Annotated in this window: 25 protein-coding genes and 2 tRNA genes; 16 read left to right on the top strand and 11 right to left on the bottom strand. The window is 38.1% G+C overall.

The window, feature by feature from the left end; translation table 11 throughout:
- Window positions 1-167 precede the first annotated feature (167 nt).
- Window positions 168-4,313: a hypothetical protein gene (locus V4596_14130; GenBank protein ID MES2770276.1), complete on the top strand. Its 4,146-nt coding sequence runs from the start codon at window positions 168-170 to the stop codon at window positions 4,311-4,313.
- Between the two features lie 15 nt (window positions 4,314-4,328).
- On the opposite strand, the gene V4596_14125 is transcribed toward V4596_14130, so the two are convergent.
- From V4596_14125 to V4596_14105, 5 genes are all read right to left on the bottom strand, one after another.
- Window positions 4,329-5,834 carry a hypothetical protein gene (locus V4596_14125; GenBank protein MES2770275.1) on the bottom strand — a complete coding sequence of 502 codons (1,506 nt, stop codon included), beginning with the start codon at window positions 5,832-5,834 and terminating at the stop codon, window positions 4,329-4,331.
- Between the two features lie 121 nt (window positions 5,835-5,955).
- Window positions 5,956-6,639 carry a hypothetical protein gene (locus V4596_14120; protein MES2770274.1) on the bottom strand — a complete coding sequence of 228 codons (684 nt, stop codon included), beginning with the start codon at window positions 6,637-6,639 and terminating at the stop codon, window positions 5,956-5,958.
- On the bottom strand, window positions 6,636-6,923 hold the full coding sequence (locus tag V4596_14115) for a helix-turn-helix transcriptional regulator (protein ID MES2770273.1): 288 nt from the start codon (window positions 6,921-6,923) through the stop codon (window positions 6,636-6,638). Before V4596_14115 ends, V4596_14120 begins: the two co-directional genes overlap by 4 nt.
- Before the next feature lie 411 nt (window positions 6,924-7,334).
- Window positions 7,335-7,409, bottom strand: a tRNA-Asn gene (locus V4596_14110).
- A gap of 59 nt (window positions 7,410-7,468) precedes the next feature.
- Window positions 7,469-8,296 (bottom strand): hypothetical protein, encoded by an 828-nt coding sequence (locus V4596_14105; protein MES2770272.1) that lies wholly within the window; start codon window positions 8,294-8,296, stop codon window positions 7,469-7,471.
- A gap of 76 nt (window positions 8,297-8,372) precedes the next feature.
- Here V4596_14105 and V4596_14100 point away from each other — a divergent pair, with 76 nt between their 5' ends.
- From V4596_14100 to V4596_14080, 5 genes are all read left to right on the top strand, one after another.
- Window positions 8,373-8,996: a hypothetical protein gene (locus tag V4596_14100; GenBank protein ID MES2770271.1), complete on the top strand. Its 624-nt coding sequence runs from the start codon at window positions 8,373-8,375 to the stop codon at window positions 8,994-8,996.
- A 92-nt stretch (window positions 8,997-9,088) separates the two neighbouring features.
- On the top strand, window positions 9,089-9,997 hold the full coding sequence (locus tag V4596_14095; GenBank protein ID MES2770270.1) for a hypothetical protein: 909 nt from the start codon (window positions 9,089-9,091) through the stop codon (window positions 9,995-9,997).
- 246 nt (window positions 9,998-10,243) lie between these two features.
- A complete protein-coding gene (locus V4596_14090) occupies window positions 10,244-11,200 on the top strand; it encodes a hypothetical protein (GenBank protein MES2770269.1) in 957 nt (318 codons plus the stop codon).
- A gap of 5 nt (window positions 11,201-11,205) precedes the next feature.
- A complete protein-coding gene (locus tag V4596_14085; protein ID MES2770268.1) occupies window positions 11,206-12,447 on the top strand; it encodes a hypothetical protein in 1,242 nt (413 codons plus the stop codon).
- Window positions 12,447-13,475: a hypothetical protein gene (locus V4596_14080; protein MES2770267.1), complete on the top strand. Its 1,029-nt coding sequence runs from the start codon at window positions 12,447-12,449 to the stop codon at window positions 13,473-13,475. Before V4596_14085 ends, V4596_14080 begins: the two co-directional genes overlap by 1 nt.
- A gap of 123 nt (window positions 13,476-13,598) precedes the next feature.
- On the opposite strand, the gene dbpA is transcribed toward V4596_14080, so the two are convergent.
- The 3 genes from dbpA to V4596_14065 form a co-directional block, all read right to left on the bottom strand.
- On the bottom strand, window positions 13,599-14,993 hold the full coding sequence (gene dbpA, locus V4596_14075) for an ATP-dependent RNA helicase DbpA (GenBank protein MES2770266.1): 1,395 nt from the start codon (window positions 14,991-14,993) through the stop codon (window positions 13,599-13,601).
- A gap of 49 nt (window positions 14,994-15,042) precedes the next feature.
- Window positions 15,043-15,594, bottom strand: coding sequence for a hypothetical protein (locus V4596_14070; protein MES2770265.1), 552 nt, complete (start codon window positions 15,592-15,594; stop codon window positions 15,043-15,045).
- 171 nt (window positions 15,595-15,765) lie between these two features.
- Window positions 15,766-15,999, bottom strand: a complete 234-nt coding sequence (locus V4596_14065) for a hypothetical protein (GenBank protein MES2770264.1) — start codon at window positions 15,997-15,999, stop codon at window positions 15,766-15,768.
- Window positions 16,000-16,179: 180 nt separating this feature from the next.
- Between V4596_14065 and V4596_14060 the strand changes: the two genes are divergently transcribed.
- From V4596_14060 to V4596_14050, 3 genes are all read left to right on the top strand, one after another.
- Window positions 16,180-16,872 (top strand): SAM-dependent methyltransferase, encoded by a 693-nt coding sequence (locus tag V4596_14060; protein ID MES2770263.1) that lies wholly within the window; start codon window positions 16,180-16,182, stop codon window positions 16,870-16,872.
- Between the two features lie 205 nt (window positions 16,873-17,077).
- Window positions 17,078-17,866: a hypothetical protein gene (locus V4596_14055; protein MES2770262.1), complete on the top strand. Its 789-nt coding sequence runs from the start codon at window positions 17,078-17,080 to the stop codon at window positions 17,864-17,866.
- Window positions 17,867-17,885: 19 nt separating this feature from the next.
- Window positions 17,886-19,130, top strand: a complete 1,245-nt coding sequence (locus V4596_14050) for a DnaJ domain-containing protein (GenBank protein MES2770261.1) — start codon at window positions 17,886-17,888, stop codon at window positions 19,128-19,130.
- A 205-nt stretch (window positions 19,131-19,335) separates the two neighbouring features.
- Here V4596_14050 and V4596_14045 read toward each other — a convergent pair whose 3' ends face one another.
- On the bottom strand, window positions 19,336-19,650 hold the full coding sequence (locus V4596_14045; protein ID MES2770260.1) for a metalloregulator ArsR/SmtB family transcription factor: 315 nt from the start codon (window positions 19,648-19,650) through the stop codon (window positions 19,336-19,338).
- A gap of 54 nt (window positions 19,651-19,704) precedes the next feature.
- On the opposite strand from V4596_14045, the gene V4596_14040 reads away from it, so the two are divergent.
- The 5 genes from V4596_14040 to V4596_14020 all read left to right on the top strand — a co-directional run bounded on the left by V4596_14040 (window position 19,705) and on the right by V4596_14020 (window position 22,034).
- Window positions 19,705-20,076 carry a rhodanese-like domain-containing protein gene (locus V4596_14040; GenBank protein MES2770259.1) on the top strand — a complete coding sequence of 124 codons (372 nt, stop codon included), beginning with the start codon at window positions 19,705-19,707 and terminating at the stop codon, window positions 20,074-20,076.
- 78 nt (window positions 20,077-20,154) lie between these two features.
- Window positions 20,155-20,370: a hypothetical protein gene (locus V4596_14035; protein MES2770258.1), complete on the top strand. Its 216-nt coding sequence runs from the start codon at window positions 20,155-20,157 to the stop codon at window positions 20,368-20,370.
- A 15-nt stretch (window positions 20,371-20,385) separates the two neighbouring features.
- A complete protein-coding gene (locus V4596_14030; GenBank protein ID MES2770257.1) occupies window positions 20,386-21,243 on the top strand; it encodes an MBL fold metallo-hydrolase in 858 nt (285 codons plus the stop codon).
- 132 nt (window positions 21,244-21,375) lie between these two features.
- Window positions 21,376-21,813, top strand: a complete 438-nt coding sequence (locus V4596_14025; GenBank protein MES2770256.1) for an OsmC family protein — start codon at window positions 21,376-21,378, stop codon at window positions 21,811-21,813.
- 20 nt (window positions 21,814-21,833) lie between these two features.
- Window positions 21,834-22,034: a DUF2892 domain-containing protein gene (locus V4596_14020; GenBank protein MES2770255.1), complete on the top strand. Its 201-nt coding sequence runs from the start codon at window positions 21,834-21,836 to the stop codon at window positions 22,032-22,034.
- Between the two features lie 206 nt (window positions 22,035-22,240).
- Here V4596_14020 and V4596_14015 read toward each other — a convergent pair.
- Window positions 22,241-22,330, bottom strand: a tRNA-Ser gene (locus V4596_14015).
- Window positions 22,331-22,394: 64 nt separating this feature from the next.
- Between V4596_14015 and V4596_14010 the strand changes: the two genes are divergently transcribed.
- Together V4596_14010 and V4596_14005 are read left to right on the top strand one after the other, a co-directional pair.
- A complete protein-coding gene (locus V4596_14010) occupies window positions 22,395-22,721 on the top strand; it encodes an SMR family transporter (GenBank protein ID MES2770254.1) in 327 nt (108 codons plus the stop codon).
- A 2-nt stretch (window positions 22,722-22,723) separates the two neighbouring features.
- Complete coding sequence (locus V4596_14005) at window positions 22,724-23,185, top strand: DUF4442 domain-containing protein (protein ID MES2770253.1); 462 nt, start codon at window positions 22,724-22,726, stop codon at window positions 23,183-23,185.
- Here V4596_14005 and V4596_14000 read toward each other — a convergent pair.
- Window positions 23,182-23,628 carry an Lrp/AsnC family transcriptional regulator gene (locus tag V4596_14000; protein ID MES2770252.1) on the bottom strand — a complete coding sequence of 149 codons (447 nt, stop codon included), beginning with the start codon at window positions 23,626-23,628 and terminating at the stop codon, window positions 23,182-23,184. The two genes, V4596_14005 and V4596_14000, sit on opposite strands and share 4 nt — an antisense overlap.
- Window positions 23,629-23,703: the final 75 nt, after the last annotated feature.

Below are 23,703 nucleotides of genomic sequence, written 5' to 3'. Positions count from 1 at the left end.
GGGCGAAATTAGCCAAAATTCATTTTTCACAAAGATTCGAGGTCCACACGATAGGGAGTTGAATGCGTGATTGTTCGTTGGCTCCCCCTAGAGAGGTCTAATCTTAATAGTTAATGTTTTTATATTTTGTGGTAATATACCTTACGGTGGGCAAGGGGAGAATTACTATGAGTAAATCTTATTTATGGCAACGATATGTTTGTTCAAGAGAGGGGTCTTATCACACAGATCCAGATGGATTTATCATCGACCCAGAAACTAAATATGGAAAAGATCTGCAGCCGAACCTTAATACAATTGAAAAAGCAGAAGAGTCTAAATGCACAATCTATCTTGGTGAGCCAGGCATAGGAAAGTCACAGATTTTACTAGATACCGTTTCAGGAAAGAGGCCTAAAGCTGATGCAAATACTATAATAATACATGAAAATTTGAACAACTTCGGCTCAGAAGAACGCTTGATTAGAGAGATTTTTCATTCTGCAGAAATAGAAGAGTGGAAAAATAACGGAAAAAATCTTTATTTATATATAGATAGTTTGGATGAATGCTTATTAAGAGTTGATACAGTATCTCACATTTTAGCACGAGAAATTTCGAAACTACCTAAAGAAAGATTGTTTGTTCGAATATCCTGTAGAACTGGAGTATGGCCACAATATTTAGAAAAAGAATTAGAAACAATATTTCCTGGCTCCTTATCAGTTTACGAAATGGTTCCGTTGCTAGAAAAAGATATTGTTGTTGCCTGCGAGAACGAAGGAGTAGACCCAGCAAGTTTTATTAAGGAAGTCAAAGAGCGAGGAGTGGTTCCATTGGCGATAAAGCCTGTTACTTTAAAATTTTTATTAAACACTTTTAAATCAAAGCAAAAATTAGCAGACGATCAAAAAACTATATATTCTGTTGGGTGTTTACAGCTTTGTGAAGAACAGAGCAAAAGTCGATTAGTGTCTCCGAAAACAAAAGGAATGGAGGGCACACAAAAATTGGCTATAGCTGAGAGAATAGCAATCTTATCAATTCTATCCAATAAAAATTCAATTTGGTTGGGGCCTGAACATGAACGAGATCAAAACGATTTAACAATAAAGGATATAGCTGAAGACTTGGATGGCTTAGATCGAATAACTGCAGAGGAGCTATTGCAAACGCTAGATTCTGGCCTATTTACATCTCGTGGAATAAATAGAATGGGATGGGCTCATCAAACATATGCAGAATTTTTAATGGCTCAAGGACTGAATAATTTTAAGATTGAGACTAATAAATTGAATTCATTATTTTTTAATCCAAATCCATCTAACCCAAAGCTAGTTCCACAATTACAGCAAGGAGCTGCTTTCCTTGCGTCGATGAATAGAGATTTTTTTAATCTTATTCTAAATAAAGACCCTGAAGTTTTACTTCAATGTGACTTATCTGGATTACCTGAGGAATATAAAAAACAAACTGTTCAAAAAATTTTGGAGGCAGAAGAAACTGGCAATAGTTATTTGCATATTGATTTGGGATTTCGTGAGCGATTTAAGGGTTTAAAGTACGAGGGGCTAGATGATAAATTAGCTATAATTATTTTAGATAAAAAGCTGTCTTTTAATCTCCGCAAACTGGCTGTCGATATTGCAGAAATCTGTGAGCTACATACATTAATGCCAGTTTTACTGGAGCAAGCTTTAGATAAATCTGAGGATTACCAATTACGTGTTAATTCAGCGAGCACGATAAGTATTTTGGGAGACACAAAAACTAAGGCAGAGTTAAAAAAACTTCTCGAAGAAGAAGATCCAAACGACCAGCTAAAGGGATATGCTTTGCAGTCACTGTGGCCAGAGCAAATAACTGCTGAAGAGCTGTTTAAGTATATAATCCCACCGAAAAACGATTTTTACCATGGTTCATATGCACACTTCATATCTTATGACTTAATAGAGGAGATGCCCGACGATGCTTTACCCATAGCACTGGCTTGGGTTGAGGAGCACGCAGATAAACATACAAATCACAGCAAAATGGGAAGGGCCATAGAAAAAATTATTTATCATTGCTGGAATAAGCTTGATGCGATTGATTTATATCCAAATTTTGCGAAAGTAGCTTATAAGAGGCTGGATAAGCACCTCCCAATAGCGAGTAGATTTGAATCTAAAGAATATGCCCAGGAGTTTTACGAAGCAGTAGAAAAACGGAGGAAAATATTTTTATCTATTATTCAGATTCCATTAGATGATTTTAAAGCAGTCCACGCCCAGCGCCTACTCGATAATAGAGATTTTTTTTGGCTATTAGAATTAGCTAATAAAGAGTTAGATCCTTCAAAATTTGAGAAAATTATAGAAACCTTAAGATTTGTTTTTGATTGGGCCAATACAGATCACACAGACGCGCTTTTCCCGCTTTATCAGAATAATTCATCTGTAAATGAGAAATTCAAATCATTGTATGGACCGATTATTCTTCAAAGCGAAGACGAAAAGAGAATGAGAAAATTGCATGAACAGGGAATAGAGCTCAAGAATCTAAGTAAGAAAAAAGATAAAGTCGACTGGGCGAACAAAATTTCTGGTTTTATTAATGAAACCATAGAAGAAATCGAAGAAGGAAAGATTGAGCATTTTTATCATCTAGCTCGCCTGTTAACTGCTAACCAAGAGACGGGTGAATATGCTTTAAGAGATGAACATATAGAGGATTCGCCTTCCTGGCTTTCTTTGGACAATAGAAAACAAGAAAAAATTATTTCCTACGCAAAGAAATTTTTGGAAGAGGTTGAGCCAAATATTGAGTCATATCTAAAGAAAAACTCGATAGAGTTTGTAGTGTCAGCAGGTATTAAGGCAATTTCGTTGATAAATAAGTATTCGCCAGAATTTTTGTCCCAGAAGGGTAAGGGCATATGGCCTAAATGGTTATCTCCAATTGTAGCCTACCCAACCTTTGGAGCAGACGAAGTAGAATCTCAAAAAAATGCTCTCAAAATCGGGTATCCATATGCACAAGACGTTTTTGAAGAAACGATATTAAAAGTTGCAGATAAAGAGGGGCGAGAGGGTAACGGCAATATCTTTGTTATAAGTAGGTTTAGTTCCTACATAAACAGAGACCTACAAGAAAAACTTCATATTCTTGCGCGTTCATTACCCCCTCTTTCAGCGATAGCTCTATTGGGTGAAATTTTAAGTTTAGGTTATTCTGAAGCCGAACATTTATTGGCAAGTTATATTTCTTCTCCTTTGCCTAAAGATCGAGAGCAAAGAGATATCGTCTTAGCTGCCGCAAGGAATTTAGTAGCTGAATCTTCAAAATCAGGATGGAATATTTTATGGCCGATTCTTGAAAAAGATAAAGAATTCGGGCAAGAATTAATCTTAGATATTGTAGCCAAAAATGCTCATGAGACTGCTTTTGTCGAAAAATTATCGGACGAGCAGTTAGTAGATTTTTATTCATGGATGATCGATTTATTTCCTTACTCGGCCAGAATGGGCGGGGCTATTGGACCGAAGGAGCGAGCGGGTGATATTAGAGACGCATGCTTTAGGATATTAGTGAATAGAGGAACTCGATCTAGTTGTGATGCCTTGAAAAAAATGGTTCAAAGACATAAAGAACTTCCGTGGTTGAACTACCATTTAACAGAGGCGGAGAAACGTAATCGATCGCTTGAATGGGTTTCTCCTGAGCCAAGTCATTTACTGTTAACCATAACAAATAAATCTAAGAGGCTAGTTAGAAACCAAGAAGAACTCATGCAAGTAATACTGGAGTCGATACTACGCTATCAAGAGTCTTTACAAGGGACTCCACCAAGCACTCCAGATATTTGGAATACTGAGCGAGATAAATGTCGACCAAAAGACGAAAATGAAATTTCTGATCATCTCAAGAGGCATTTTGATAGAGACATTAAATCGAAGGGCATTATTGCAAATCGAGAGGTTCAAATACGTCCGAGCGTGGGACCTGGAACCGGCCAGAGAACAGATATTCAGATTGATGCGACAATAAAAGGTAAAGATGGCATCGATATCCTAACTGTTATAGTAGAAGTAAAGGGATGCTGGAATGATGGTGTATACGAAGCACTGCAGACGCAACTTGTAGATCGATATTTGAAACAAAATTCAACTAGGCATGGGATATATGTAGTTGCAGATTGCCTATGCGAAAGATGGACCGATGAAGATTTAAGAAAAAATAAATCGAAGAGAAATGAAGTTAGAGCGAATTTTTCTAAGATAGAAAATCTAGCTACGGAGCAAGAGCAGGTGGCCATTGAAACAATACTTCTTGATTGTACATTTAGAAGTTAAGCAAATTTATGGTGGTTATAGAGTCCAAAAAGTTCTTCTGGAAGGTTTAACAAAATGATCATTGAAAGCAAAATGAAGACCCATTTCAATACCACTTGTTAAATCTAAGTTATCAAAATCGGGGCTTGGGCGATGTGACCAGGCAATTTTATTAGAAACCGGGTAGGCACAGATTAATCCAAATATGAATGCGGTTTCTAAAAATTCAACTGCCGTAGGATTATCAAACTGGTTTTTTTGTTTGAAAGTTTCAAATGTAAACTTATTATTTGATACGAGCTTTAAAGAATCAAATAATTTATTTATTTTTTCAGAGCTTAGGTGGGCAGAGAGCTCATTCTGCCATTCTCCTACCATGTAAGCGGCAAACTCCTTAGATGTTTTATCAACCATTTCTTTTGTGACAGCATCGGCTTTTGGAAACTTCTCGCTTAATAAATTAAACAGGCAAATTAAATCTCGAGGACGATAGAGTGTTTTATCAATTAAGTATTTAAAACTGGGTTTATCATGATTCCAATCTCTAAATAGTTCATGCCAGCCATCGGTAATTGAAATTGATGATTTCTTATAAGAATATTTTATACGAGATGAAATAAGATTTCGCAGCGGAACATTTTGCTCGTCACCTAAATAAGTATCATGGTCGTACCAATTGAGTTTCAAGCCATTTGCTAAAGCAATTTTATTAGTATCTGCTTCGTATTTTAGTTCTTCTAGCATATCCGATCTGATCAGTACAATTGGACAAATACGCACTCCGTATTCACGAAAAGTGGTGAAAAGATTCTTTGCAGCTCGAATCAAGCCCAGCAGCGCATTTTTTTGATTCTCAGTTCCAGTGTATTCAATATCTAGATTATCAATTATTATAAAATACTCATTTTTTACATCCCTTTTACAAGACATAAAAGTATTTTTCATAAGTTCTTGCAAGGGGTTGATGATTTTCAAAAAACTTGCACGTCCTTGAATAGACTCTACCTCTGATATTCCAGACATACTAAGGAGTCTGTTTAGCGCGGCGATGCGTACCTGTAGTTTTTCGCTTTCGACTTGTTGTTTTAACTCTAGAGACCCGGGAGAACAATAACCCTGATTAATTTTATAAAATCGACCAAATTCCTCTCTTTGAGCAGAAGATAGCGCTATACTTTGATCATCTAAAATAAATTTACCCAGAGCACAAAGAAATATCCAGTGCCATAAAGATTGAGACATTGATGCAGAAGGATCTTCAACATCTGGTATTTGCACAATTTGCTCAAGATCCTTCATTGAATATTCAAATTTTTGTACAAATAAGTTGGGCCCTGAGGATCTTTGTAGATAGCAAGCGAGAGCCGATTTTCCAGTTCCCTTTCGTCCGTGTACTATAATTTTACCATTTCGAATTCTATCTTTTGTATTAAATGGATCGTGATATACAATATCAAAATACTTCCCATGTTCTAAAGTGACTTCGGTTTCCGCATCAAGGCTCCCAAAATTTATTTCTGATAACTTAATATATCGATTCATGTTTTTCTCCCATAAATAAGATACAGGTAAACATTCAATTAATTAAATAAATTTTATTACGACTATCAATTGGTCTGGATATTGGATGTCAGTTTTCTTAGGATTCACTTGGATACTCGTATTATCGGTGTTCCTTGTTTCGATTCTTAAGATATTTTTTCTTTGCCCGAGCAGGACGATCATCGTCAAGACTGGTTTGTTTAAAAATGCGATCTACTTCGATATCAGAAAGATCGTTAGGTAAATCATCTTTTACGTTAATAGATAAACAAAGCGGTTCAATGTTGCCCCATGTTTCTTTGTCTTTGATCTTGCGGTTTGCCCTCTTGCAATCCATCCAATCATTTTTTAATCCTTGAAGGTAATCTAGTCGATTCCAAAAGGTATCGTATATTGCGGTTCCTTGTATTGGCGTTCCCATAGTTGGTGTTGTGACAGTTCCAGCTTGATTATTAACGGCATAGCCAGTGACAGACCCCGCTGTTTGTGAAGCGTTAACAGTAGCAATTAGTTTTCCATCCTTTTCTTGAACTTCAAAATTCCAATGATCTGTCCCCATAGTGGCTGAGATAACCAAGTATATTAGCCAACTTCTAGAGGCCACAAACCCGTTAGGCTTATGAATAAATTTAAAGTCATCGCCGTCTGCTAAAACTAAAATCTTTTCAGCATTTTTAATAAGCTGTTCTTTTGTGGTATTGGAATAGGTTCTTTGACCCACCTCTAGCCACTCCTCGCGAGTCATATTTCTGTGTGCGCAGGAAGATAATAAAAGTATTAATATAAGAAAAACAATTCTATTCATTTCTTTACCCTTCTTAAAACAACTTCAAAAATTCCAGCATTGATTTCATCCTGGAATACTTCAATTTTATCTTTTTCTGTTTTAGATTTAATTCCAAAGCAGAGATAATCGAGGTCGACACTCAAGCAATCCGCGACAGCCTTTAATTGTCGAATACTTTTGGGCTCGCTCCCACTTAACCAGCCATGAAGAGTTTGAACAGGAACCTTCGACTTCTTTGATAAAGAAGTGATTGTAAGTCCTTTCTCTCGAATGATTTTTCGTAAAATTGTTTTCAACTCCATAGATCATCCTCGCTACGAATAACCGAGAGTTGAAGACCATTTCCTTCTAAGGATATAAAAATCCGGTCAACCATATTAAAAACTATGGCTAACAGGAAATAGAACAGACGTTTGATGAGAAACAAATCTACCTCCAAATATAAAAATCAAACGCTCGATGAAAAAAGAATGGTTGATAGTCGGAGGTGACAGGCATGACGAGGATGACGGTTCTGTAGTTACTTTGCAGTTTTTTTGTTAGTAACTACAACGATAACTACAGAATGACATCAACTCGCATGATTTTGCGGGTTTTCACGGGATATTCGAAAAGATGAGAGTTTAGCAAAATGTTGCTTAGTTAATTGAAATGATTTGGAATTTTTTAATTCTACCCACTTAGATCATTTCTTAAAAAGTGGGGATTGAAAATGGCTCAGGCGGCAGGACTCGAACCTGCGACCAACCGGTTAACAGCCGGTTGCTCTACCACTGAGCTACGCCTGAACAGAAAGTAGATGAAGTGCCCATTCAATAGATTTTGGGTCTTTTTGTCAAGGATTGGTCTAAGGTTGCAATTGTTTTTTGAGTTCTTCCAGAGAGTTATTAAGCTGTTCCAGAACCAAGCCCATTTCATCTAACACGAAAAAGTCCTTTTCCACCTGTAGAAGGCTTAATTTTTCACCATCTACGAACTCAAAAGTAACGGCACCTTGTTTTGTATTGCTCTGCGCATAACTCAAATCAAGAATGGTCTTTGCCTTCACATTGCAAAGCCCAATAAGCCATTTTTCTATGAAAATAGGGTCCAGAGTTTGAGGCGTTGGCCGCATAACCTGCCAGCCTCTGCCGACTTGATCTACTTGATAGTTTTTTCCATGTGCTTGGATAAGGATTCTTGTGATTCGATTTTTACACAGATCAATACTTGCGGTTTCAAAAATATGAGCGCCCTTAAAAAAAACCATGTTTTTTTGTTCATTCAAGATCTCGCCCTTACCGGTGTTGGGACCGGTTTTCCACACAAAAGAAAGTCCATCCCAAGACCCATCCCAGCGTTTTCCTTTAATATCTAGGGAGACATTCAAAGAGGATTTTCCTTTTTGCGTAACTTGATTCAGTTGGATTTGCGACAAGAATTTCAGTAGGGATTTTAGGCTTTCCTCGTTCTTTTGAGGCAACCACCTGCCGCCGTTATCTCTGTCATACGAGAAGATCTTATTTACGCTCTTCCATTCAAAACGAGTTACCTCAGCGGGATCAAAAGAATTCGAATAGCCGGAATCCAGGTGAAAGACTGATGTATCAATGCCAGCAGTATTGAGTTTCCACATTACGAAAACCACACTCGCCATTGCTACTATCATTATTGAAACTCTAAAAAATAAACCCATTTAGATTTTATAGTGTTTTTATGATTTGCAGTCACGGTCTTTATATGGCTACAATTTTGATGTGGGGGAAATTTTCGTGAGATTTAAAGTTGGCCTTTTATTTGTTTTGTCTTTATCTGCTTTTGCTAATGCGAAAGAAACTCCAAAAATTCTAGAAGATTTTGAAACCGATGGCTGCACAATGTTTGTAGACGGGCCATCTGATAAGCCGGATCTATGGGCGCATTGTTGCTTTGAACATGATTTAAGATATTGGTTCGGCGGAGCAGGGGAAGATAAAAAGTTTTCTGACGTGCAACTGAGAGAATGCGTCAGAGACGTTGCTGGAAACTTTTGGGCAAACTTAATTTACAATGGGGTTAAGGCCGGGAATTTCTCGCCAGTAAAATTCAAGTATGTATGGAGCTGGGGATGGACGCCGAAGAGAGAAAGAGAAAAACTCTCTGAAGTAGAAACCAAATATATCATTGAAAAAATTAATGCTTTGAACCTTGATGCTGAATTCAGAGAAAAATTCATAACTAAATATTTAACTAAAAGTACAAACTCACTAAATGATTCAATAAGTCCAATTGTTTACATCAGAGAAATGTACATTCACTCGAAACCCAAGAATAGATATGAGTTAGATCTAACTGTTTTTAATAACGTAATGGGACGACAAGACGTCATCAGCTGTTATAACAACTCAAATCCTTAGGGGTAGCTGAGATTTTTTGATGGGACACTGTAACTTTTAGCTGATCAAAATCTGACACTTATGTTGTTTTCTAGAGCATGTTACTATCAGGCATGAAAAGTATAGTTGTATTATTCATATTTCTTTTTATCTTTGCTCTAACTGCGCGAGCCGAACAGGCTTGTGTGAGTTTGTTTTCAACTTCCAATAGTTCGTTTGATGAATCTATCTCTTCTTTAATTTCTCAGAATAAATTGCAAGAAGCTATCTGGGAAATCAGAAGGCAGGGATTTCCTGATGATGCAAAGAAATTAGAATCTCAGTTGAGAAGCATTCTCGTGACAGATAAAATTAAAAGAATTCATTTTCTGGGTGAGATATTAAGTGAAAATGATGGGACTACCGAGGCGCTGCATATTCTTTTTCACTCAGGAGTTTCAGCCGTTGCAAAATATAAAAGAGGTGACGGAGAAAACAGAAATGCTCCACGAAGTGAGATTGCAGCCTACGAAGTAAGTCAATTATTTCAACTCCACAACGTACCGATGACGGTGAAGAGAAAAATCAGAGGCCAGCAAATGTCGGTGCAATATTTTGTTCGAGATTTGCCAAACGGATTTTCGAGAAGCCATCGCTATCATCCAGAGTCGTGGTTAACGGATTATTTAATTGCATATTCAGATATGGTTTCTAGTCGATTTCGTAATAAGGCCGACAATTATCTTTTAGATAACCAAGACCGACAAATTCTAATCGATAATGCTTCTGGATTTAATACAGACTGGCAATCTGGAAACAAGGCTCTAGCGCAAGAATGGGAAACATTGCTTTATGCGCTAAATAAAGAAAAACTATCACTAAAAGATATTGCGCCATCCCGGGAAGTCTTCGCTAAGCTTAAAGCGCCAACCAGTGGGGAAATTCGTAATCACTTTCATACAAAACTACCAAAGCAAGAAATTGAAAATCTAATCTTACGCCGGGATCATTATGTTAAAAAGATGTCTCAATATATAAAATAATCCAGGTTCATTAGTAATGATCTTACATCAAACAAGGTCAAATTACTAATCGCAAGATCTGCCCCGTAGCAAACCCCTATGGACGACCGTTCTAATTCAATCTTAATTCCTATCTAATATCTTGGATGTGTCCGTAATCTTGGACGTTCGAATAGTGCCTAAGCGCTGTAATATTAAATACTTAAGACTTAATCTCTCCTGGTCCATCCATTGCAATATCCGAAATACGGAAGAAGGAGTATGCAAATGGAAAATGAGCTTTGGAGCGAAACAAGGGCGATGAACAACTACGAAATCATAGGCGGTATTCTTCGCCGAGAATTTCAAAAAGAACAAATCAAACGATTGAATTTATCTTATCTATCCTCAGGGATTGATCAATGGTGGGACGAGGGCGGAAGCACTTTAAAATCCGAAGTTGCGCTCGCTAAACTTTACACTCTGATTATTGAAACTTTAAAGAGCGAAGATTTGGAGATCATTCAATCCGTGGGTTGTGATAACAAAAAAATTTCAGCGGTATTTATGGAATACATTTTTAATATTCCATCCAAAGAATTGGCACAGCTTGTCCACGAAGCAATGTCAAAAATAGGCGGTATCATTGATATAAAATATCCTTACGAAGAACATAAAGAATTATTTCCTAAGCAAAATGATTCTCTAGCCAGTGACTGGGGCAAAGGTTTGGGAATTATCCGTCCACACAGTGATGATCTCTACGAACCACGGGACATCAACATCATGAGCTTAACAGTGTGCAAGGACACCTCTAAGACTCCTACCTGGTTTTGGCAAATCAAAGATGTGATTGCATCAATCACAAATGAAGAGTTGGGTGTTTTGGCTTTAGCCGAGGCTAATTTTTATTCTGGGACAAATGTTGAAGGACTTACCCTTGAAAATAAGAAACCAATTCTAAGACAAGATAAAGTCGAAGGATTGGGGCTTCGATTGGATTTTAGAGTGGATGATTCAATTGGACCAAGAATGAGATTTGAAGATGAAAATATAAAAAACATAATAACAAAAATAAGAGAAGGATTTAAAACAATTAAACCTTTGTCAGCCAATCCGTCAACAGGGTCGGTTTCCATCTTATCTAACTTTAAGGTATTGCATGGCAGATCGTCGCTTAACCCGATGATGTTGTATGAGGGTGAATCATCTCGCATTTTGTATCGCAGTAAAGGAATTAAGTAGGTTTTATGAAAACAAAAGTAGTAGCAGTATTTGGTTACAATAACAATCGTATATATGATGTTTATAAAATCAAAGATCTAGTAAAAAATAAATGTAATGCAGAAATTGTTTTGATCAAAAAAAATATCACCTCTTTAGATAGAGACGTCAGTCCATATTGTTTTGATTTTGAGCCCAGCGACCATGAAATCGTTCTGCCTTTAATGAATTATCTGGATAAGAACTCTTTAGATTTGATTGGTTGCTTGCCATTTTCTGATAAAGGCGTTGTTGGTGCTGCACACGTCGCAAAAAAATTAAATTTATTTGGAGATAGTGAAGCCACATCGTTGGCCATGCTCGACAAATTAGAATTCAGAAAGCTAGAACAAAAAATTGAAATGAATGCGGAAGAATATAAAAAGCCGTTCTTTTATATTTTGCATTCTAAAAAAGAATTGGAAGCATTGCTGAGCAAGGTAGGACCTTATTTTTTAAAGCCCACTAACGAAGGCAATAGCCGTGGTTGCATGAAGATTGAAACCACTCGTGATTTAGATATTTGGATGATAGATCATTCGAACTCTTTAAAGGTGGGAGTAATTTGTGAAGAAGTGCTGAGCAACAAAAATGAATATAGTTTTGATGGTGTGAATGGAGCCTATTGGATTACAAAAAAATTCACAACGGAGGGCTCTTACAGAGCAGAATACCAACACGTTGTACCGGCACCATTCAATACAGAAGAAAATAATAGAATTTACTCTATACTCACACCTTTCTTAAAAAAATTGGGTTCAAATGGCGGAGCATTTCATCACGAATTTTTCATCTTGGATGATAATCGAGTGGCTAGCGTAGAACCAAATCGCCGACCCGCTGGGATGTGGCTTTGGGACTTGGCTTCATGGGCCTTCGATGGGTTTAACCCATGGGAACAATGGATAGACCTATGCTCAAATAGAAATCCTAAAGGCGTAGATTTAAAGAAAAACAATTTTGCTGGAGTAAGAGGCGTTATTTCTAAAAAAGATGGAGCCATTCATTTTCTGCAAAAAGAAAGGGCTGCAAAAGAATTAGCAAAAATATTCGGAGACAATTTTAGATTGTCTTTTTTGAAAGAAGAAAAGTCTATCGTCAGAAAAGAGCCTAGAGACAATTCTGATTTTTTAGCTTTTATCGCTATTAAAAATAAAAACTATGAAAAGCTCCTTAGCGATCTAGAACTAGCCGAAAAAATTATTTTAAATTGTATCGAGGTATCTTAATGAGAAATCAATTCATGTTGATAAGAGTTATTACTGCCATCGTTTTATTTATGGTGCTTGCTAAAGCCAACTTATGGGCAGATACAAAAACGCACCTTGTTTTAGCGGTAGGATATCGTACCTTTCTTTTAGCGGCTCCATTTTTTATGTATTTTGGAATAGCAAATGGAATGAGATCTTCACTTCTTATTGGTGCGCTAGCTTTAGGGTTCTCGCTTTATTCTTTTAATTATATTGCTATGGGTTTATTCGCTCTCAGTATGGCGGTTTCGGGATATATTTCTAAATATGTTAATTCCAACACGAGTCGAGGGGCTGCAGACAATAAAGTTTCTTTGAATGTCGGGAGTTTAATTGCGGGAGGGTTGGTGGCACTTAGTGCAGATAAATCTTTACTTTTGAGCGGATCAATTGTGCTACTTTTGTATGGATTTTATTTAGCAATGAAAATTCCTTGGAATAAAATATTAGAATCTGAAAAAGCTACGGAAAATTTAGAAATAAAAACCAAAGTGCAAATGGTACCATTGGTAGGTTGGATTTTAATTGGAGTTGCCACAGGAATAAAGTTAACCGGGATTTTTTCGATCTTGCCTCAATATCTAATTCACAAAACAGGTTCTTTGCCCTCTTGGTATGGTTCCATGATTATATTGAACAGCGTGGGAGTTATTTTTTTTCAGCATAAAATTTTAAATTACTTAGGTAAATCAAAAAAAAATATGACTTTTGTATTTTCAATTTCTGCGATGGCCCTATTGGCTATGCCCGCGGTTATGCATGTTGAACAAATTGGGATGGCTGTAATTTGGCTATTGCTTTTGACTTTAGGCGAATGCGCGCTAAGTCGCTACGACAAATTAGCAAAGGATTACGGATATCTTTTTTATAAAGAAATCATGGTCGGTGTTGGCTCATTCATCACAGTTTATCTCAGCCGAGATTACTCGGCCCATATTTACCTTAGTGGCTTTGTCGGAATCATATCAATAGCGGTGGGCGCCACCTTTGTAAGGATCATTAAGTAGGTGGCAAGAACAAAAAAATATTTTTTAGTGTCATACACGCGTATTGTGGGTAAATCCCCTATAAGTCGATTTTACAGTAAGGAGAAAAGGATAGACTCAAACTTAATAGTGTTTATAACTTTTTTATTTTACGTAAGATACTTTGAATTTGCGGCCTTTGATTTTGCTGGAGCTGAGTTTTTGCAGAACCTTTTCGGCAAACTCAAATGAGACCGCGACGTAGGTAAATGTGTCGTGAAGGTCGATTTTTCCAATATCAGTAGCAGAGATTATCGTCGGGGCCGATGTCAGTGCGCCAACGATATCGCCTGCGCGGATTTTGTCTTTGCGACCACCGGAAATATAGATCGTTTTCATTTTTGGCTGTTGCAAAAGACTTGTAACGGCCGTGGTCTTTTCAGAATTTAATTCGTCGCGGATCAAGCTCTCACCAATCGCAGCCTCTATCGCACTTACTTTTAGCGATTCAGCGGGCTCAGCGATTGAAACGGCAGTCCCGGTCTTGCCGGCGCGCCCGGTGCGGCCAATGCGGTGAAGGTAAACGTCAGGGCTCGAAGGGAGATCGAAATTGATGACGAGCTCGAGATGATCGATGTCGATCCCGCGTGCGGCAATATCGGTAGCAACCAGCACGCGCAAGCTTCCGCTGCGAAACAGAGCCATCGTTTGATTCCGCTGCGCCTGCTCAAGATCACCGTGAATTGCACGTGTGGCTACACCTGCTTCATTTAACAGATCATTGATTTCGTCGACAGTGACTTTCATTCGGCAAAAAATTAAAACGCTGTTAGCGGGGTGTTGCCCTAGAATGTTCATGAGCATTCTAATTTTCTCAGCCTTCTCGCCTGAGTAAAGAAATTGTTTGATCTGCGGGCCTGAGTCGGTTTCAGTCAGCGCGCTTACCGTTTTTGGATTTTTTTGGTAAGTGCGACTCAAAAGATCAATGCTCTCCGGATACGTCGCCGAGAAAAACACCGTCTGCCGATCAGTAGGTAAAAGGTCAATGATCTGCGCGACTTCTTCTGTGAAGCCCTCATCAAGCATGCGGTCGGCTTCATCTAAGACGAGCGTTTTCAAACGTCGCGGATCGAAATTTCGATTGTTCAAAAATTCGAGCGTGCGACCCGGAGTTCCCACGATCACTTGCGCGCCGAGATTTAGTAAATTCATTTGAGCGGCAGCGGACTGACCTCCCACGAGCGTCATGGATAAGACTCCGGCGAGTCCATTGGATAATTTTTTAATCTCTTGCAGGATCTGTTCACAGAGTTCGCGTGTCGGAGCCAAGATCAAAGCCTGCGGATGTTTCTCTGTTGCGTTGATTTTCTGTAAAATAGGCAATGCAAACGCCGCAGTCTTGCCCGTGCCTGTTTGCGATCGCCCGATAAGGTCGTAGCCTTCAAGCAAAAGCGGAATGCTTGTCGCCTGGATCGGTGTCATCTTTGCGTAACCCAGTTGCTTGATTGCGGCCTGAAGCTCCGACCGTAAAGCCAAGTGGATAAAGTTGTGTGATTGCATTTTAATTTAATCCTGACTCAGTCTAATAAAGGAGACTTCAGATCTTCATCTATATTTTTTTATAGCAGATATTTTGACTTACCATTAGATTTACCTGATCTGTGATACTAGCAGAGCTCGGAAAAACTGTTGGCTCAATGTCACCGATAATGCAAAGAGTTGTTGAGTTTTTTAAAGCATATATAATTTTTGTAGTAGAAGTAGGTGATGTCCACGTGCCACGAAAATAATTTCCAACGCCATCAATAGCTGTGCTTGAAAACACAATAGTTCCATATGACGAACTTCCAACCAGATTTCCAGAGCCACCGCAATTAGAATTAAAATAAGCCAGTACATCGACATTAAGGGTTATGCTTTTGTTATCTATCTGATTCAATATTTGAACATTTTTATTTGACTGTCCACCTTGAGAGGAACAAAAGTCCTGGACCCACGTTCCATCAAGTGAAGATATGTTTTGTAAAGAGTCACCATTATTTGTATTGCTATTAGATGCGGTTCTAGATCCTCCACAATTAACAAATAAAAGATTTGTTAAAATGAGGCTTAAAAACAAAAAAAATATTAAATAAAATTTACTTGATTTTTTTTGCTGCATTTTCTCTCCTGAATTAAAGATTTTTATGTACAATTTATATTCAGTACTTATCGGCATGATAATGGATTAACTTGAGGGGACCTTTTTTGTCAGCTTTGAATTAAAAGTGAGCTTTTAACTCAATGTTTGGAATTTTAGGGAGTCAAGTCAGACTCCCTATTTAAGATTTATTTATGTTGTAGGAACTTCTGCCGTTGCGGCTTTTTTAAATGAGCCTTTTAGTAATTTTGCTTCTACCAAAAGCTTTTCTTTTTCTAATCCATTTACGTTTTTACCTTTGCTGTTAACAATTGCATAACGTCCAGAGCCTTTTTGTGTAATTGTAAAATCTTTGAATTTCATAGGTGCAAATCCAGTTACTTTTACTTTAGGAACTTTTTTTTCTTTTACTGCTTTGTCTGCCATTTTGTACTCCAGTTTTGTTAAGTTATTTCAACCCTACTTTTAATCTTAATAAAGTCTCGCGGTCAAACTATTGCTTTGTAAGAGAGTGAGATTGTAAGTAAAGGCTTTCTAGAACGACCTCTGTTAATTTGGCGGCGATTCAATTCTTGTAACCGATCACGAAGAGCAGTACGATTTTGAATGCTGAAGTTTAGCTCAAGAAATCCATTTCCACTCCTTAGATCCACTGATAAAAGCATCACCCCAGCGAGGATACGAGCTCATTCCGATCAAGTAGATGCGTATCTTGGCATGCAAATCGAAGAAGTTGAAAAAAAACTTCGCATCGACGGATGCAAATTAAAGGCTTCGGATTTTTCTGGAAAACCACAGGAATTGTGGATCGGATTGGCGGCGAAGCGGTTTCTCACTCCCTACACCGAAATTAGAAGTATGCTTTCATTACTCGAGCCCAAACCAGGTTCTACGATTGTTGATTTAGGCGCGGGTTACGGGCGAATGGGATTTGTTGTAGGGAGACATTATCCAAAAATAAAATTTATCGGATACGAGTATGTCGGTGAACGGGTCAAAGAAAGTAGTAAATGCCTAAAGCGCCTTAACCATCCCTTTGTGAAGTTTAAGCATGCGGATTTGAGTTCTACGGAATTTCAGCCCGTCACTGCGGATTATTATTTTATATACGATTACGGGACCACCGATGCCATTCAGAAGACTCTCGTTGACCTAAAAAAGATAGCTCTAGAGAAACCTATTACGGTAGTTGCTCGAGGACGTGATTCGAGAGATTTCATTAAGGCCTACCATCCTTGGCTTGCCAAGCGGGCGCTGCCTAGATCATATATTTATTTTTCGATATATCAGTCTATCTAGTAGGCCTTTAGCGGTGAGCAAGTTGAACTCAAATACAGCATTTATTCCATCTGGCCAGTGGGAGAAGGAGATTAACACAACATTTTTGCAACATTATCAGGGTGCCGTTTTACGCTTCAAAAAAACTCTGTTAGGCAGTTTTTTACCTTGAATTTTTAATAGGTTAAGTTGGGCGTGGCATAAAAAATGCTATTAAACCCTTTGTGTGAAAAAAATAAGCTTATTTATTTTATTTTATAGTTCTATTTCATTTGGGTCTCCACAAGAGACTCTGTATTTTGATTTGATGTTTAATAATGCAATTCAATTAGATCAAGATACCACTTTGAAATTTCTTTCAACGTCAATGAATCTAATTAAAGCAGCTCCTGTGAATGGCGTAGCTTTTACTCAAGACCAGGCAAAGCAATTGGATTTTATAATTGAAATTACAGACTCCCAGAAAGTTAAAGAGTTTAATAAAAATTTAGAAAAAAACGGAGCGGTGGGAGTTGATTCAGCTGACGCCTACACCGTGGTAATCTCCGTAGAGGGAAATACCGTATTACTGGTTCGACTGATTTGGGATAAAATATTATATGATAAATCTCAACGTGAATTAGCGGATGGATTAGTTCGGTTGACTGTGACTCTTGCTCATGAATTGTATGGGAATGTTTTCCGATTAAATAAGGATATAAAAAGTGGAAAACTATCTTCATCAGTTTCATCTTTGGGCGAAAAATCGATACAGATAGAATCGGAAATTCATGCCTATAAAGCGGGTATCCAGTTTATTGAACAATTCATAGAAAAGTTTCATTCAAGTTTACCATCTAGCGTGCTGAATGATTTTGAAGCCGCCCTAAAGCGAGAGAGAAAAGCATTAGAAGGATGGCAACTAGAATATAATAAGCTTCTTCGGAGCACAGAAAGCGCAGACGCACTAATATTTGTAAAAACCAAAAACCCGACCGAATCAGACAAAAGTGTTTGTACAAAAATGTTTCTTTAGATTTATTTAAGAGGTGACTATGAAGGCATTGGTAATAATTTTTTCTTTTATAATTTTAGCACCAAATGCATTTGCAGCTAAAAAAAGTTATGATCAATATTTTTCACCAAATCTCTACATAAGATTAGGAATTGAGCAAAATGCAACTACCGCACAGATTAAAACGGCATATAGAAAATTAGCATTCAAGTTACATCCAGATCGCAACCTCGGTAGTGAAGAAGAAGTTACTGAGCCATTTAAAAAAATTCAAGAAGCCTATGATACTTTAAGCAATTCAGCAAAGCGTGCGCAATATGATACAGTACTAAGACCAAATACACACGACATGAAAGCTGATAGTTGGCTTCCTGAGGATTTTGATTATAGGAAGGAACAAGAGAAAATCTTTCGTCTAATGGAAAAACATCCTGAGTTACAAAGCTTAGGAGAGTACGTTTTAAGTAAATGGATAAAACAAGGAATCCCTGAAGAAGTAATAAAACAATACCAAAAATATCAGGAGTTGGGAAAAAATTTTGATTTGCAGTATCCCGCAGAAGCTGAAAAGTTGAGAGAAGCGGCATTGAAATTTAGAGACTATGTCGTAAGTAAAGGCCATCCTTACTACGATCCATTTGATCCCAATTATAATTCTAAAGGTAGGATATGGGTTGATTCTGTAGAAGACTTTTATTTGTGGCCAACAGATATAGACACCGTAAAAATTGTAATAAGAACTGGTAATCCATTTCTTTTAAGACAAGTCGTGATGAGCATGCTTAATATCCCGGGTTGGGATCAACATGAAGATTTATTATTAGAGATTATTTCTAAAAATAATAAAATTGTTAATCATGGAATTGGTGCATTTTTCTATTACCCTCAATGGGTTAATAAGCGTGGTGCAAAAATTTTACGTAAATTTCTTGAGCTAGGATATAGTGCTCAAGTAGCCCAATCATTGGGATTGGCTGGTGATATGCCTATTGTAGATCATACAGGTAAATTTGTACGAAGTGAAACTTGGCGTAATTTACCTGAAGGAATTCAGCTTATGAAACAATTAATTTTAGTAGCTGATCAAGCTACTTTAGCGAGATTAGATCAAATTCAATTTGATAGCAGTTCTGCTCCTTGGTCACAAACAATGCGAAGTTTACCAGAGTTTCGTGATTTACCTTATATATCTACTGCGAAACTAAAAACTGCGCTTATATCAGCAGGAGAAAAGCCTAGATTGCTTACTAATCAAATCACATGCAAGTCTCTTTTTGGAATTTAGTACAATTCAAACCTTGTATCAAAAAGACTGACTTAAAAATGAGTCCTTTTTTATTTTCTAAGCTAAAATTAACACGAGACAGAGAAAGGGATTCGAAATAGTGGCGGAGACGAGTAGATGATTTTATAACTTAATGTTTGATATTTGCGGTATCGGCAGAGATACTTTCGAGCTATGGCGTCAATAAACATGAGGCAATTAGAGTCTAGCGACAGAAGATAAGATAAAGAGATCTTATAAGGCTTAGAACTCTTTTATCTAAAATTTTATAGTAAACTTGTTTACCCTCACGTCGAGATTCAATTAGTCCTTCTAGGCGCATTCCCTTTAAAAATTGAGATACAGCCGACTGTGAGGCTCCACAGGCCTCTTCAATTTCACTCACTGATTTCTCGTCCTCGGCCATACTGCATAGAATGAGTAGTCTTTGGGGATGTGAAAGTTGTTTGAGTAATGCTGCCACATCTTTGCTTTGTTGTCTCAGTTTAGAAAGTGATTTAGCTTTATCTTGACTTTTCATATTATGATATTATAATATATTAAAGTAAGAAGCAAGTAAAATTAGGAGATAAACATGGCCTCTAAACAAATTTTTAATCCAACGTTAGTTGAGGGCGTACCTGAGATAACGCCTAAAGCATTTAAAAATTACACAGGCAAAATTACTCTTATAGACGTCCGTCGTCCCGATGAGTTTGACGGTGAGCTTTCACATATTCCGGGAGCAAAGCTCATTACGCTTGGTCCAGATTTGGATGCCTTTCTAAGCACTCATGATAAAGACGATGAAATTGTATTTGTGTGCAGAAGCGGGGCACGGTCAGGTCGAGCAACTTTACAAAGCCGCACCATGGGTTTTTCTAAGAGCGTTAATCTTCAGGGTGGGATGCTTCTTTGGAACGAACGAAAATATCCAGTCGAAAAACAAAAAGCAGGAGTCAAATAATGGAACGCAACTCAACACTTTATTCTTTTCTTGGGGGCGCTCTCATCGGCGTATCTGTAACTCTGATGTTGCTCTTTAATGGCAGGGTTACGGGAATCAGCGGTATCCTGGCTTCATCTCTTTCAAGACCAAGTAAAGGGGATTATCGCAGCAGTTGCAGTCGCAGGAATTGTTGCGGGTTCTATGATCGCACACAAAGTCAAAGAACAAACTTTAAAAACCGCTTTCGGATGGTTTGTTCTCGTTCTAGGAACAACTATTTTGATCGAGCAATTTCGTCATCTTTATTTATAACAAAGGAGAAACATCATGACTCAAATCAGAGAATTTTTCGACAAGAACACTTGGACTCTCACTTACGTTCTGTGGGATGAGAAAACTAGAGATGCGATCGTTATCGACCCGGTCTTGGATTACGATCCAGCCTCATCCAAGACAACGGAGGAATCGGCAAAGGCTGTTATCGAATTCTTGCACTTGAAGGAACTCAAGCTTCATTTTATTCTAGAAACTCATGCCCATGCGGATCATCTTAGCGGCTCACAAATCATTAAAAAAGAATTTCCAAATGCTTATATTGCGATTGGAGAAAAGATCACGAAGGTTCAAGAAATTTTTAAAGATGTATTTGGTTTGCCACAAGATTTCAAAACCGATGGCTCACAATTTGATCGACTACTCAAGGACGGTGAAGAGTTTAGTGCTGGATCGATAAAAATAAAAACAATCTTTACACCCGGCCACACACCGGCATGTGCTTCATACTATATTGATGGAAACGTATTTGTTGGCGATGCCTTATTCATGCCTGATTACGGAACAGGCCGATGTGATTTTCCAGCAGGAAGTGCTGTTGAACTTTATCAATCGGTGCATGGGCGAATCTACGAACTGCCTGAGAATACAAAAGTTTATACAGGCCACGATTATCTTCCAAATGGTCGTCCACTGAAATTTATGGCGACGATCGAAGAAGAAAAAAAGGAAAATATTCAGCTTAATGCAGAGACTTCACTTGAAGAGTTTGTTCGCTTTCGTACGGAACGGGACCGTACTCTTGCCGTGCCGAAACTGCTTTTGCCATCGGTTCAGGTCAACATCGATGCGGGCCATCTTCCAGCGCCAGCAAAAAATGGTAAAAGATATTTGCGTATTCCGATCAGCTGAGAATGCCTCAACTGAGTTGAGACATTCTAGCACATTTTGAGACAAGTTGGCTCAAAGATGAAACGTAAGCCACCACAATGTTCGGTTTGAATGGCCTATAAATTGCTTTTAAGTGGAGTATTGGAGTTAAAAATGAAGACTACTGTAATTTGGAAAGATGGAATGAGTTTTGACGGAATAGAAAGCAATCACATTGTTCCAATGGACGCCAAGTCGCCCATTGGAAAAGATTCTGCTGCTACTCCGAAAGAACTCGTGGCGATGGGCTTGGGCGGATGCACTGCTATGGACGTGATTGCCCTTTTGAAAAAGTATAAGCAACTGCCTGCGGCCTTTCGCGTAGATGTTGAAATAATAGCTTCAACTGGTGCTAATCCAATCGTATTTGAAAAAGCGATTTTGAATTTTGTAGTGGATGGGGCTGTGGATGCAGAGAAACTCACTGAAGCTATTAAACTTTCGCAGACCAAATATTGCGGAGTAAGTGCAATGCTATCAAAATCTTTTCCGATCGAATACCACGTTGTTCTAAATGGAAAAGAAGTCGGCGAAGGTTTTGCAAAATTTTAATCTTAACAAAAGGAAGTAATATGAAAAAAAATGAAGGTAAAATTGATAGAATTATTCGTATTGTAGTAGGGGTGGGATTGCTTTCCCTAATATTTATTGGACCACAAACAATGTGGGGCCTGATTGGTATAGTTCCACTTTTAACAGGAATAATCGGATTCTGTCCTCTATACAAAATATTAGGACTAGATACTTGCCCGCTGGCTACAAAGCCTAAATAAAATTACTTAATTAAAAAGGCAAAGTTCAAAGTTGATAGAATTATACTAAGTATAGAGAACCCATTTTTTGGTGATGAATAACGCATTTTATTAAAAGGAATCTAATACACTTGTTTATTGAGTATGAGTTGTGAAAAGGCTGACTAATAATCAGCCCTTTTTTATTTTCTATTATAGCACGGGGCAAAGAAAGAGATTCGAAATAGTGGCGGAGAGAGTGAGATTCGAACTCACGTTACGTTTAACCGTAAACACGCTTTCCAAGCGTGCGCCTTCAGCCACTCGGCCACCTCTCCGTATCAGAAAACTTCTTGAGCTTCATTTTTTATAAAACTATCATAGCAACATCAAGGAGTATTTATGTCGAATCCATGGATTTTATTAGGTTTTGCAGGCCTGCTCGAAATTGGTTGGGCCGTGGGACTCAAATACACCTATGGTTTCACAAGACTCCTTCCCAGCCTCCTGGTGGCTCTTTCTTTGGCCGGCAGTATGTATCTTTTGGCTTTGGCGGCAAAAGAAATTCCGATTGGGACGGCGTACGGAGTTTGGGTTGGGATTGGTGCGACGGGTGCAGCAATTTTAGGAATAATTCTTTTCCAGGAACCGGTGACTACTTGGAGAATTTTTTTCCTCGTGCTATTGGTAGCTTCCATCATCGGCCTTAAAATAACGAGTGGAGTTTAAAGATGAAACTTAAAAACGTATTCCAATGGATGTGGCTCTGGCCGCCCTTCTTAGGTTCAAGTATCAGCATCAAAGAAATGAATAAAGACCTCACGCGCATAGTGGTCCAAATGAAGCGCAGACCTTGGAGTCAAAATTACGTAGGTACACAATATGGCGGCTCACTTTTTTCAATGACTGATCCGTTTTACATGCTGATGCTCATCGAACATTTAGGAAAGCAATACATCGTGTGGGATAAGGCCGGAGCAATTCGTTACAAAAAACCTGCTAAGGACACCGTCTACGCAACGTTTGAATTAGCCAAAGAAAAAATCGCCGAGATCAAAAAATTTGCCGATGAAAATCCAAAATACGAGCCAACATTTTTAGTGGAAATCAAAGACGATGAAGGCAATGTGATTGCCGAAGTTGATCGCCTGATTTATGTAAAACGAAAAGATAAAATCAAAAAACCCTCTTAAGAAATAGTTGTTCCTCTTTCAAAGTGACTCTTCAAAACCACTGTCGTGAGTGTTCTTTGAAAGCCCGGAGCCTTTCTTACTTTTTGCAACAATTCATCCAATTCACCCGGAGTGCCCACGCGCACTTTCAACAACACACAGTCTTCTCCAGCCACACTATGACACTCTTCGATCTCGGGGAATTTTTCTAAAAATTTTGCCGTGTCTATACAAGATTCACTTCCGGCATTCACTCTCACAAAAGCGCAAACAGATTTATTTGCAGCCTCCGGCCGAATTCGAATGGTGAAGTTTTCGATGACGCCTTCTTTTTCTAAGCGCTTCACTCTAGCGTGCACCGCCGGCGCCGAAAGGTGTAAAGCTTTCCCTAGGTCCGAGTACTGTTGTCTAGCATTCTGGTTCAATAAACTTAATAGCTTTTTGTCTACTTGGTCCAACATCATGGGATCTCCCCCTACTTTGCCTAATACGGTTTATATTTAACAAATAACGAATAATCGCTATTTCGGCCGAAGCTC

Source organism: Bdellovibrionota bacterium, from assembly GCA_040386775.1.
Lineage (GTDB): Bacteria > Bdellovibrionota > Bdellovibrionia > Bdellovibrionales > JAEYZS01 > JAEYZS01.
This window is presented reverse-complemented; position numbering and strand designations above follow the sequence as displayed.

Excerpts from the sequence above, each read along its gene's own strand:
- V4596_14040 (MES2770259.1), top strand. The coding sequence starts at position 19,705 with ATGGCCTCTAAACAAATTTTTAATCCAACGTTAGTTGAGGGCGTACCT.
- V4596_14105 (MES2770272.1), bottom strand. The coding sequence starts at position 8,296 with ATGGGTTTATTTTTTAGAGTTTCAATAATGATAGTAGCAATGGCGAGT.
- V4596_14025 (MES2770256.1), top strand. The coding sequence starts at position 21,376 with ATGAAGACTACTGTAATTTGGAAAGATGGAATGAGTTTTGACGGAATA.
- V4596_14115 (MES2770273.1), bottom strand. The coding sequence starts at position 6,923 with ATGGAGTTGAAAACAATTTTACGAAAAATCATTCGAGAGAAAGGACTT.
- V4596_14130 (MES2770276.1), top strand. The coding sequence starts at position 168 with ATGAGTAAATCTTATTTATGGCAACGATATGTTTGTTCAAGAGAGGGG.
- V4596_14125 (MES2770275.1), bottom strand. The coding sequence starts at position 5,834 with ATGAATCGATATATTAAGTTATCAGAAATAAATTTTGGGAGCCTTGAT.
- V4596_14080 (MES2770267.1), top strand. The coding sequence starts at position 12,447 with ATGAGAAATCAATTCATGTTGATAAGAGTTATTACTGCCATCGTTTTA.
- V4596_14010 (MES2770254.1), top strand. The coding sequence starts at position 22,395 with ATGTCGAATCCATGGATTTTATTAGGTTTTGCAGGCCTGCTCGAAATT.
- V4596_14035 (MES2770258.1), top strand. The coding sequence starts at position 20,155 with ATGGCAGGGTTACGGGAATCAGCGGTATCCTGGCTTCATCTCTTTCAA.
- V4596_14090 (MES2770269.1), top strand. The coding sequence starts at position 10,244 with ATGGAAAATGAGCTTTGGAGCGAAACAAGGGCGATGAACAACTACGAA.
- V4596_14020 (MES2770255.1), top strand. The coding sequence starts at position 21,834 with ATGAAAAAAAATGAAGGTAAAATTGATAGAATTATTCGTATTGTAGTA.
- V4596_14060 (MES2770263.1), top strand. The coding sequence starts at position 16,180 with ATGCTGAAGTTTAGCTCAAGAAATCCATTTCCACTCCTTAGATCCACT.
- V4596_14005 (MES2770253.1), top strand. The coding sequence starts at position 22,724 with ATGAAACTTAAAAACGTATTCCAATGGATGTGGCTCTGGCCGCCCTTC.
- V4596_14070 (MES2770265.1), bottom strand. The coding sequence starts at position 15,594 with ATGCAGCAAAAAAAATCAAGTAAATTTTATTTAATATTTTTTTTGTTT.
- V4596_14000 (MES2770252.1), bottom strand. The coding sequence starts at position 23,628 with ATGATGTTGGACCAAGTAGACAAAAAGCTATTAAGTTTATTGAACCAG.
- V4596_14120 (MES2770274.1), bottom strand. The coding sequence starts at position 6,639 with ATGAATAGAATTGTTTTTCTTATATTAATACTTTTATTATCTTCCTGC.
- dbpA (MES2770266.1), bottom strand. The coding sequence starts at position 14,993 with ATGCAATCACACAACTTTATCCACTTGGCTTTACGGTCGGAGCTTCAG.
- V4596_14095 (MES2770270.1), top strand. The coding sequence starts at position 9,089 with ATGAAAAGTATAGTTGTATTATTCATATTTCTTTTTATCTTTGCTCTA.
- V4596_14030 (MES2770257.1), top strand. The coding sequence starts at position 20,386 with ATGACTCAAATCAGAGAATTTTTCGACAAGAACACTTGGACTCTCACT.
- V4596_14065 (MES2770264.1), bottom strand. The coding sequence starts at position 15,999 with ATGGCAGACAAAGCAGTAAAAGAAAAAAAAGTTCCTAAAGTAAAAGTA.
- V4596_14050 (MES2770261.1), top strand. The coding sequence starts at position 17,886 with ATGAAGGCATTGGTAATAATTTTTTCTTTTATAATTTTAGCACCAAAT.
- V4596_14085 (MES2770268.1), top strand. The coding sequence starts at position 11,206 with ATGAAAACAAAAGTAGTAGCAGTATTTGGTTACAATAACAATCGTATA.
- V4596_14045 (MES2770260.1), bottom strand. The coding sequence starts at position 19,650 with ATGAAAAGTCAAGATAAAGCTAAATCACTTTCTAAACTGAGACAACAA.